This is a genomic window from Nocardia acidivorans NBRC 108247, assembly GCF_001625085.1.
Classification (GTDB): Bacteria; Actinomycetota; Actinomycetes; order Mycobacteriales; family Mycobacteriaceae; genus Nocardia; species Nocardia acidivorans.
The window spans coordinates 123,767-131,136 of the sequence record NZ_BDAW01000005.1 but is presented as its reverse complement, the minus strand read 5'-3'; the positions used below and the strand labels follow the sequence as shown (position 1 = coordinate 131,136).

Here is a 7,370-nt window from a genome sequence, read left to right as displayed (position 1 = left end):
CAAACGCACGCAGAATCTCGCGGGCTCTTTGTCCCGGTTGATCTCTGCGGCTGCTTTCAAAGCTTAGCTCCACCGTCGCAGCGAAACCAAATCCGCTGATCAGGAGAGCCAATGTGATCAGTCAGGCGCTCGCCGTCCAACCTCGTTTCCCTGACCTCTCGGCCCGGGTTGGTGTCCGTGTCGCTCTGACTCGAATAAAGTTACGTGTTGGTCATTCGCATGTCAAATCGGCTGTTCAGGAGGGGTTTTCGCGAACCCTGTCCGTCACCGGCCGTTCATTCGGCGGTGCCGACCCGCTCGATCTCGGCTCCGAGCGAGCGCAGGTTCTCCACGAAATCCGGGTAGCCCCTGTCGATATGGAAGACATCGTGCACTTCGGTCACCCCGTCGGCGACCAGACCCGCCAGCACCAGACCCGCGCCGGCGCGAATGTCCGAGGACCACACCGGAGCGCTCGACAAACGCGGAATCCCGCGCACCACAGCGTGATGCCCATCGGTGCGCGCATCGGCGCCGAGCCGGATCATCTCCTCGACGAAGCGGAAGCGCGCTTCGAAAATGTTCTCGGTGATCATCGAGGTGCCGTCCGCGATGGCGGCCAGGCCGATGGCCATCGGCTGCAGATCGGTCGGGAAACCCGGGAACGGCAGCGTCGAGAAGTTCACCGCGCGCGGACGATCCGACTGCACGACGCGGAAACCGTCCGGCTCGAACGAGATTCGCGCACCCGCCGAGCGCAGCTTGTCCAGCACCAGCGACAGATGCTTGGGGTTGATACCCGTCACCCGCACATCGCCCTGCGTCATGGCCGCGGCGATACCCCAGGTGGCGGCGACAATGCGGTCACCGATCACGCGATGGGTGGTGGGCGAGAGCGCGTCCACGCCCTCGATCGTCAGGACCGAGGTGCCCGCACCGGAGATGCGCGCGCCCATTCGCGCCAGCATGTTGCACAGATCCACGATCTCGGGTTCGCGCGCGGCATTGTCGATGACCGTCTCCCCCTCGGCGAGCACCGCCGCCATGAGGATGTTCTCGGTCGCGCCGACGGACGGGAAGTCCAGGCGAATACGCGCACCCTGCAATTGATCGGCGCGCGCCACCAGGCAGCCGTGCTCGATCTCGCTGGTCGCGCCGAGCAGGCGCAACCCCTGCTGATGCATATCGAGCGGGCGCGAACCGATGGCATCGCCACCGGGCAGCGCGACCACCGCGCGCTTGCAGCGCGCCATCAGCGGACCCAGCACGCACACCGAGGCGCGGAACTGGGTCACCGCGGGAAAGTCCGCGTGGTACTTGGGTTCCGGCGGGGTCACGATGGTGACCGTCCCGCCACCGACCGTGACATCACAGCCGAGCCCGCGCAGCACCTCAGCCATCAGCGGGACATCGAGGATGTCCGGGCAGTTGGTGATCGTGGTCGTACCCTCGGCCAGCAGCGCGGCGGCCATCAGCTTGAGGACGCTGTTCTTCGCGCCGCCCACCGCGACCTCACCGACGAGCCTGCTGCCCCCGGTCACCAGAAACCGTTCACTCACGACGGTCAGCCTAGTGGTCCGGCCCCGCGCTCGTGGCCTCTCCGCCCGGCCGCCAGAGGATGTCGCCCTCCGGATTTGCCACCCGGCCCAGAATGAACAGCAGGTCGGAGAGCCGGTTCAGGTATTTGGCGGGAAGCACGCTGGTGTCATCCGGGTGCGCGTCGACCGCGGCCCACGCCGACCGCTCGGCGCGTCGGGCCACCGTGCGCGCGGTGTGCAGCAGGGCCGCCAGCGGTGTGCCGCCGGGCAGAATGAACGAATTCAACGGTGCCAGAGGCTCATTGAACTCATCGCACCACTTCTCGAGGCGGTCGATGTACGGCTGGGTGATGCGCAGCGGCGGGTACTTGGGGTCCGCGACCACCGGGGTCGACAGGTCCGCACCCGCGTCGAAGAGATCGTTCTGAATGGCGCGCAGCACCTTCAGGATGCGCTCATCGGGATCGCCGAGTGAGATCGCGACACCGAGCGCGGCGTTCGCCTCATCACAGTCGGCATAGGCGACCAACCGCGCATCGGTCTTGGAAACCCGCGAGAAGTCGCTGAGCCCCGTGGTTCCGTCATCGCCGGTCCGCGTATAGATCCGCGTCAGATGCACACTCACTGTCCCGCCTCTCCGCGTCTTTCGCCGACCAGTAGGTGCCGTGACAGTACCGTCACGGACCGGCGGCCGGGTAGTTGGCGCGGTTCGCCCGTCCCCGACGAGTTACCCCGATCGCACGAGATCAGTCGTTACGCGAGCAACCTCACCGGCGACGCCGGATGCGCTCGGATGGGCGCGATTCCACCCAGGACAGGAAGGCCGCGAGCGCACCGCGGTCCAGGGCCAACTCGTAGCTGCCGTTCTCATCGGTGACCTCGACGATGGCCTCGTCGTTCATGATGTCGAACTCATCGCCCTCGGGTTTGCGGCGGCCGGTGCCGACCTCGATACCCAGGCGCCGGATCGTGCAATCCGGGCCCAGCTTGAGACTGGAGAGTTTGTAGAAGACGAGCGTGTCCTCGCCGTAGCGGATCAGGCCGTGCCGCCAACCCGCACCGTGACCGCGGACCGGGAGCACCCGCAACAGCGCTGCGGTGCCGCCCCGGCGCAGCATGATCAGGCGATATGTCGAGGCCAGAGCCAAACCGACAAGCAACAGCACCAGAATGATCAGAACCACCATCCCGGTCCGCAATGTTGCTCCGTCCCTTCACCTGTCGAGCACGATTTCGGCCATCGGCCGGACCCCGTGTGTGGTCGATAGTAGCGACCGCGTGAACACGAGGTTCGGCCATCCACCGAATGTGACGTATGCCCTGCTCAGCTCGGCAATGGCTCAACCCATGCTGAAGGGTTCGCCCCACAGTGCGAGGTTGCCGATGAAGGTGGTCGTATCGATCTCGGCGAGCACGAAGGAACGCGCCTGGGCGTACCCGCCGCAACCGTTCACGGCGAAGGTTTCGTCGACCCAGGTGACACTCGCGTGCGGGCCGGGAACCTTGTTGTAGCGCTTATGCGATTCCTGGCCGTAGTCGTCCGGCTTCTCCAGATCCAGCAGCAATTGGGCCACGGCCTGGCCGGGGGCGAGGGTGATGCCGCCGCCGAGGGCTTCCGAAGGCTGAAAATTGGACAGTCCGCCCGAACCCAATGTCGCAGATTCGCTGGCATTCTCGCTCGGCGAGAACGAACTGATGTCGACCTGACAGCCGACGACGTAACCGGGCGAGATCTTGATCGTCGCCGTGGACGCGCTCGGTCCGACGAGATCGACACTGCCGCGTCCGGTGACCCACACATTGCGGTGCACCGGCGTATCCCCCATGGAGGGATTGATCTTGGCCGATTCCCCGTCGATGCGGATGGTGACCACGGTGCCGTCCGCCAGCGTCCGCGAGATCACCCCACCGGGAAGCGGAATGAAGGTGTCGGCCGCGGCGGTACCCGGGGCGTGCAGGCCGACAACCACCGCGGCGGCCAGCACTGTCCCGAAAAGCTTGCCGCTCAGAGGATTTCGATTTTTGCCGAACATGCGATCCCTTCGCGTCGAAGTACGGGACATCAGCCGAGGCTGAACGGCTGGCCGTAGAGGGTGACCTTGGCGTAGTCCACACCGATGATCTCCACCACCGAGAACTGGCGCGCCTGGGCGTATCCGGCACAGCCCTGAATCTCCATCGGCAGATCCTGATACTGAATCTGGTAACTGCCGCTCTTGACCAATTCGATGTTGTTGATCGCCAGCCAAACCACCTGACCGGGCGACAACGGAAAACTGAATCCGGCCGCCAGCGTCGGAGTGGTGCTGAGCGTGACCGCCGCGTTGGCACTCAACGCGCCGAGCGAAACCTGACAGCCCACGACATATCCGACGGTGAGATTCGAGGAACCGTGCGTGCCCGAATCGTTCGTGCCCGGATAATTGCGGGGGCCGTTATTGGGGCCCACGTCACCGTCCGGCGTCTCCACCTCTGCGATCACGTTGCCGCTCACCCAGGAGGTGCGGCCCGCGCCATTGGACGCCAGCGACGGCGAAATGACCGCTCGCTCACCGACACTCGTGATTTTGACACCCGGGCCCTCGATATGCCCGTTGGGCAGCGGGACGATGGTGTCCGCGTTCGCCGCTCCCGGTGAAAAGAATCCGATGCCCACCGCGACCGCCATTGCCACGACCGCCGCTCTGCCTATTCGAAGCCCGCTCATTCACCCCTCGCTCATCATGGCGAGGCCACACCCGCTCACACCCGGGCGAGACCGCGCTGCGCCAACTCATGGAGGTAAAGCCGAAAGTGCTGAAATAGCCGAGGCTTTGCGGAATGGGTCAGATCACACTCCGAAGCCGGTGCCGAGTGTAAACGAAAAGAGCGGCGGCCCTGGGATATTTCCCAGAGCCGCCGCTCTTTGCCGAGTGAATACTCCGCGTTTTAGCCCTGTGCCGCCTTCTCCAGGGCACGCAGGCGGCCCTGTGCCTTGGCCTGCGCCTCCGGGCTGGCGTCCGCGTCGGCGAGCACGGCCTTGGCGGCCGCCTCGTCGATATCGCCGGAGAAGTCGGCGGATTCGGCCAGCACCCGCACCGAAGTGCCGGTGACCGAGAAGAACCCGCCGTGCACCGCCGCGACAATGCGCTCGTCGCTGTCGGACACGATGGTCACCGTGCCCGCCTCGACCAGCTGACCGAGCAGTGGTTCGTGCCCGGCGAGGATGCCGATCTCGCCTTCCGTGGTCTGCGCCGAGACGAACTTCGCCCGGCCCGACCACAGCAGTCGCTCGACGGCGACCAAGTCAACTGACATATCTCTTGAATCAGACGCAGTCGCCATGGTGGACTACTTCCCGGCGATCTTCTTCGCGGCGGCCTCGACATCGTCCAGGCCACCACAAGAATTGAACGCCTGCTCGGGCAGGTGATCGAACTCGCCCTTGCAGACGCGATCGAAGTCGTCGATGGTCTGCTCCAGCGGAACGACCGAACCTTCCTGGCCGGTGAACTTCTCGGCGACGATGAAGTTCTGACCCAGGAACTTCTCCAGACGACGCGCACGGCCGACGAGGACCTTGTCACCTTCGGAGAGCTCGTCCATACCGAGGATGGCGATGATGTCCTGCAATTCCTTGTACTTCTGCAGGATCCGCTTGACCTCGTTGGCCACGGCGAAGTGCCGCTCGCCGACGATCGACGCCTCGAGGATACGAGAGGTCGAGGTCAGCGGGTCGACGGCCGGGTAGATGCCCTTCTGCGAGATCGGGCGGGAAAGCTCGGTCGTCGCGTCCAGGTGGGCGAAGGTGGTCGCCGGCGCCGGGTCGGTGTAGTCGTCGGCGGGGACGTAGATCGCCTGCATCGAGGTGATCGAACGGCCACGGGTCGAGGTGATCCGCTCCTGGAGCTGACCCATCTCGTCCGCCAGGGTGGGCTGGTAACCCACGGCCGAGGGCATACGACCCAGCAGGGTCGAGACCTCGGAACCGGCCTGGGTGAACCGGAAGATGTTGTCGATGAAGAGCAACACGTCCTGGTTCTGCACATCGCGGAAGTACTCCGCCATGGTCAGGGCCGACAGGGCGACGCGCATACGCGTGCCCGGCGGCTCGTCCATCTGGCCGAAGACGAGGGCGGTGTCCTGCAGAACGCCCATCTCCTCCATTTCCAGGTGGAGGTCGGTGCCCTCACGGGTACGCTCACCGACGCCCGCGAACACCGAGGTGCCGGAGAACTCGCGAGCGATACGGGTGATCATCTCCTGGATCAGAACGGTCTTGCCGACACCGGCGCCACCGAACAGACCGATCTTGCCGCCCTTGACGTACGGGGTGAGCAGGTCGATGACCTTGACGCCCGTTTCCAGGATCTCGGTCTTACCCTCGAGCTGGTCGAAGGCGGGCGGCTGGCGATGGATGCCCCACTGCTCGCCGTCGCGGCCCAGGCCGGGGGTGTCCAGGCAGTCGCCGAGCGCGTTGAAGACGTGGCCCTTGACGACATCGCCGACCGGAACCGAGATCGGCTTGCCGGTGTCGCGCACCTCGACCCCACGCACCAGACCATCGGTCGGCTGCATGGAGATGGTGCGGACGATGCCGTCACCCAGGTGCTGTGCGACCTCGAGGGTCAGGGTCTTCGCAACGGACGCGAGCGCGATATCCACGTTCAGCGCGTTGTAAAGCTCGGGGATCGACCCGCGCGGGAACTCGACGTCCACGACGGGGCCGATGACGCGGGAGACGCGGCCGGTGCCGGCGCCAACCCGGGTTTCGTTAGTGACAGCTGCGGTCATTGGTTCTCTTCCGTGTTTGAATGCGGTATGGGCGGGTCACTACGTGGTTACGCGAGCTGCCGCCTCCGTTCCCAACGCCCATACCGCGTGTCTAGTCGCGGTCCGAGCTCGACGCCAGCGCGTTCGCGCCACCGACGATTTCCGTGATTTCCTGCGTGATTCCGGCCTGACGCAGCGAATTCGCGGTGCGGGTCAGGGAATTCACCAGATCCGTCGCGTTATCGGTAGCAGCCTTCATCGCGGTGCGGCGCGCAGCCGACTCCGACGCCGCCGCATCGAGCAGCGACGCGTAAATGCGAGTGTTGATGTACTTCGGCAGCAGCGCGCCCAGCAGGCGATCCGCATCCGGCTCGAACTCGTACTGTGCGTGCACATCCGCCGACTCGGAGTCGGAGAAGCTGTCATCGCCCAGCTCGTAGTTCTCCTCCACATAGCTCACCTGAATGGGAGCCAGGCGGCGGACCTCGGGGACCTGCGACAGCATCGACACGAAACGCGTGTAGACGATGTGCAGTTCATCGACACCGGCCATGGTGCCCGCACCGTTCGGTGCGGCCACTTCGCCGTCGGCGCCCGCCATGAACGCCTCGACCAGGTGGTTGCACGCCGCGGAGGCGTCCACATAGTTCGGCGACTGCGAGAAGCCGGTCCACGATCCGTTCACCTCACGCTTACGGAAGGTGTAGAACGTCAGGCCCTTGGAGCCCATCACGTACAGCACCGGCTCTTTGCCCTCGGAACGCAGCGTGGTGAGCAGCTCCTCGGTGCGCTTGAGCACATTCGAGTTGTAACCGCCGCACATACCGCGGTCACTGGTGATCACCAGTACCGCGGCACGCCGCGCATCGGGCCGCTCGGTGAGCAGCGGATGGGTGAGATTCCCACTGGCGCTTGCCAATTCGGCAAGCACCTTGGTGATCTCCTCCGCGTACGGCTTGGCCGCCGCGACCCGGGCCTGCGCCTTGCTGATTCGCGAGGTCGCGATCAGCTCTTGCGCTTTGGTGATCTTCTTGATCGAGCTCACGGAACGAATTCGGGAGCGCAGTTCGCGCACGCTTGGCATTAGCGGTTCACACTCCC

8 protein-coding genes are annotated in these 7,370 nt (G+C 65.1%); all 8 read right to left on the bottom strand.

All coding sequences use genetic code 11. The annotated features are described in order from the left end of the window. Positions 1–275: 275 nt before the first annotated feature. The 8 genes from murA to NA10_RS01615 all read right to left on the bottom strand — a co-directional run bounded on the left by murA (position 276) and on the right by NA10_RS01615 (position 7,353). Positions 276–1,538: a UDP-N-acetylglucosamine 1-carboxyvinyltransferase gene (gene murA / locus NA10_RS01650; protein ID WP_067562345.1), complete on the bottom strand. Its 1,263-nt coding sequence runs from the start codon at positions 1,536–1,538 to the stop codon at positions 276–278. Between the two features lie 10 nt (positions 1,539–1,548). Continuing rightward, on the bottom strand, positions 1,549–2,142 hold the full coding sequence (locus tag NA10_RS01645; RefSeq protein ID WP_067562342.1) for a cob(I)yrinic acid a,c-diamide adenosyltransferase: 594 nt from the start codon (positions 2,140–2,142) through the stop codon (positions 1,549–1,551). A 142-nt stretch (positions 2,143–2,284) separates the two neighbouring features. Then, positions 2,285–2,716: a DUF2550 domain-containing protein gene (locus NA10_RS01640; protein WP_157555932.1), complete on the bottom strand. Its 432-nt coding sequence runs from the start codon at positions 2,714–2,716 to the stop codon at positions 2,285–2,287. A gap of 141 nt (positions 2,717–2,857) precedes the next feature. After that, positions 2,858–3,550: an MspA family porin gene (locus NA10_RS01635; RefSeq protein ID WP_067562337.1), complete on the bottom strand. Its 693-nt coding sequence runs from the start codon at positions 3,548–3,550 to the stop codon at positions 2,858–2,860. Positions 3,551–3,579: 29 nt separating this feature from the next. Next, on the bottom strand, positions 3,580–4,185 hold the full coding sequence (locus tag NA10_RS01630) for an MspA family porin (protein WP_307188370.1): 606 nt from the start codon (positions 4,183–4,185) through the stop codon (positions 3,580–3,582). A 260-nt stretch (positions 4,186–4,445) separates the two neighbouring features. Then, positions 4,446–4,841 (bottom strand): F0F1 ATP synthase subunit epsilon, encoded by a 396-nt coding sequence (locus NA10_RS01625; RefSeq protein WP_245676947.1) that lies wholly within the window; start codon positions 4,839–4,841, stop codon positions 4,446–4,448. 6 nt (positions 4,842–4,847) lie between these two features. After that, the gene (gene atpD, locus NA10_RS01620) at positions 4,848–6,290 is read right to left on the bottom strand and encodes a F0F1 ATP synthase subunit beta (protein WP_067562330.1); all 1,443 of its coding nucleotides are present in this window, start codon (positions 6,288–6,290) and stop codon (positions 4,848–4,850) included. A gap of 91 nt (positions 6,291–6,381) precedes the next feature. Next, the gene (locus NA10_RS01615) at positions 6,382–7,353 is read right to left on the bottom strand and encodes a F0F1 ATP synthase subunit gamma (protein WP_067562327.1); all 972 of its coding nucleotides are present in this window, start codon (positions 7,351–7,353) and stop codon (positions 6,382–6,384) included. Positions 7,354–7,370: the final 17 nt, after the last annotated feature.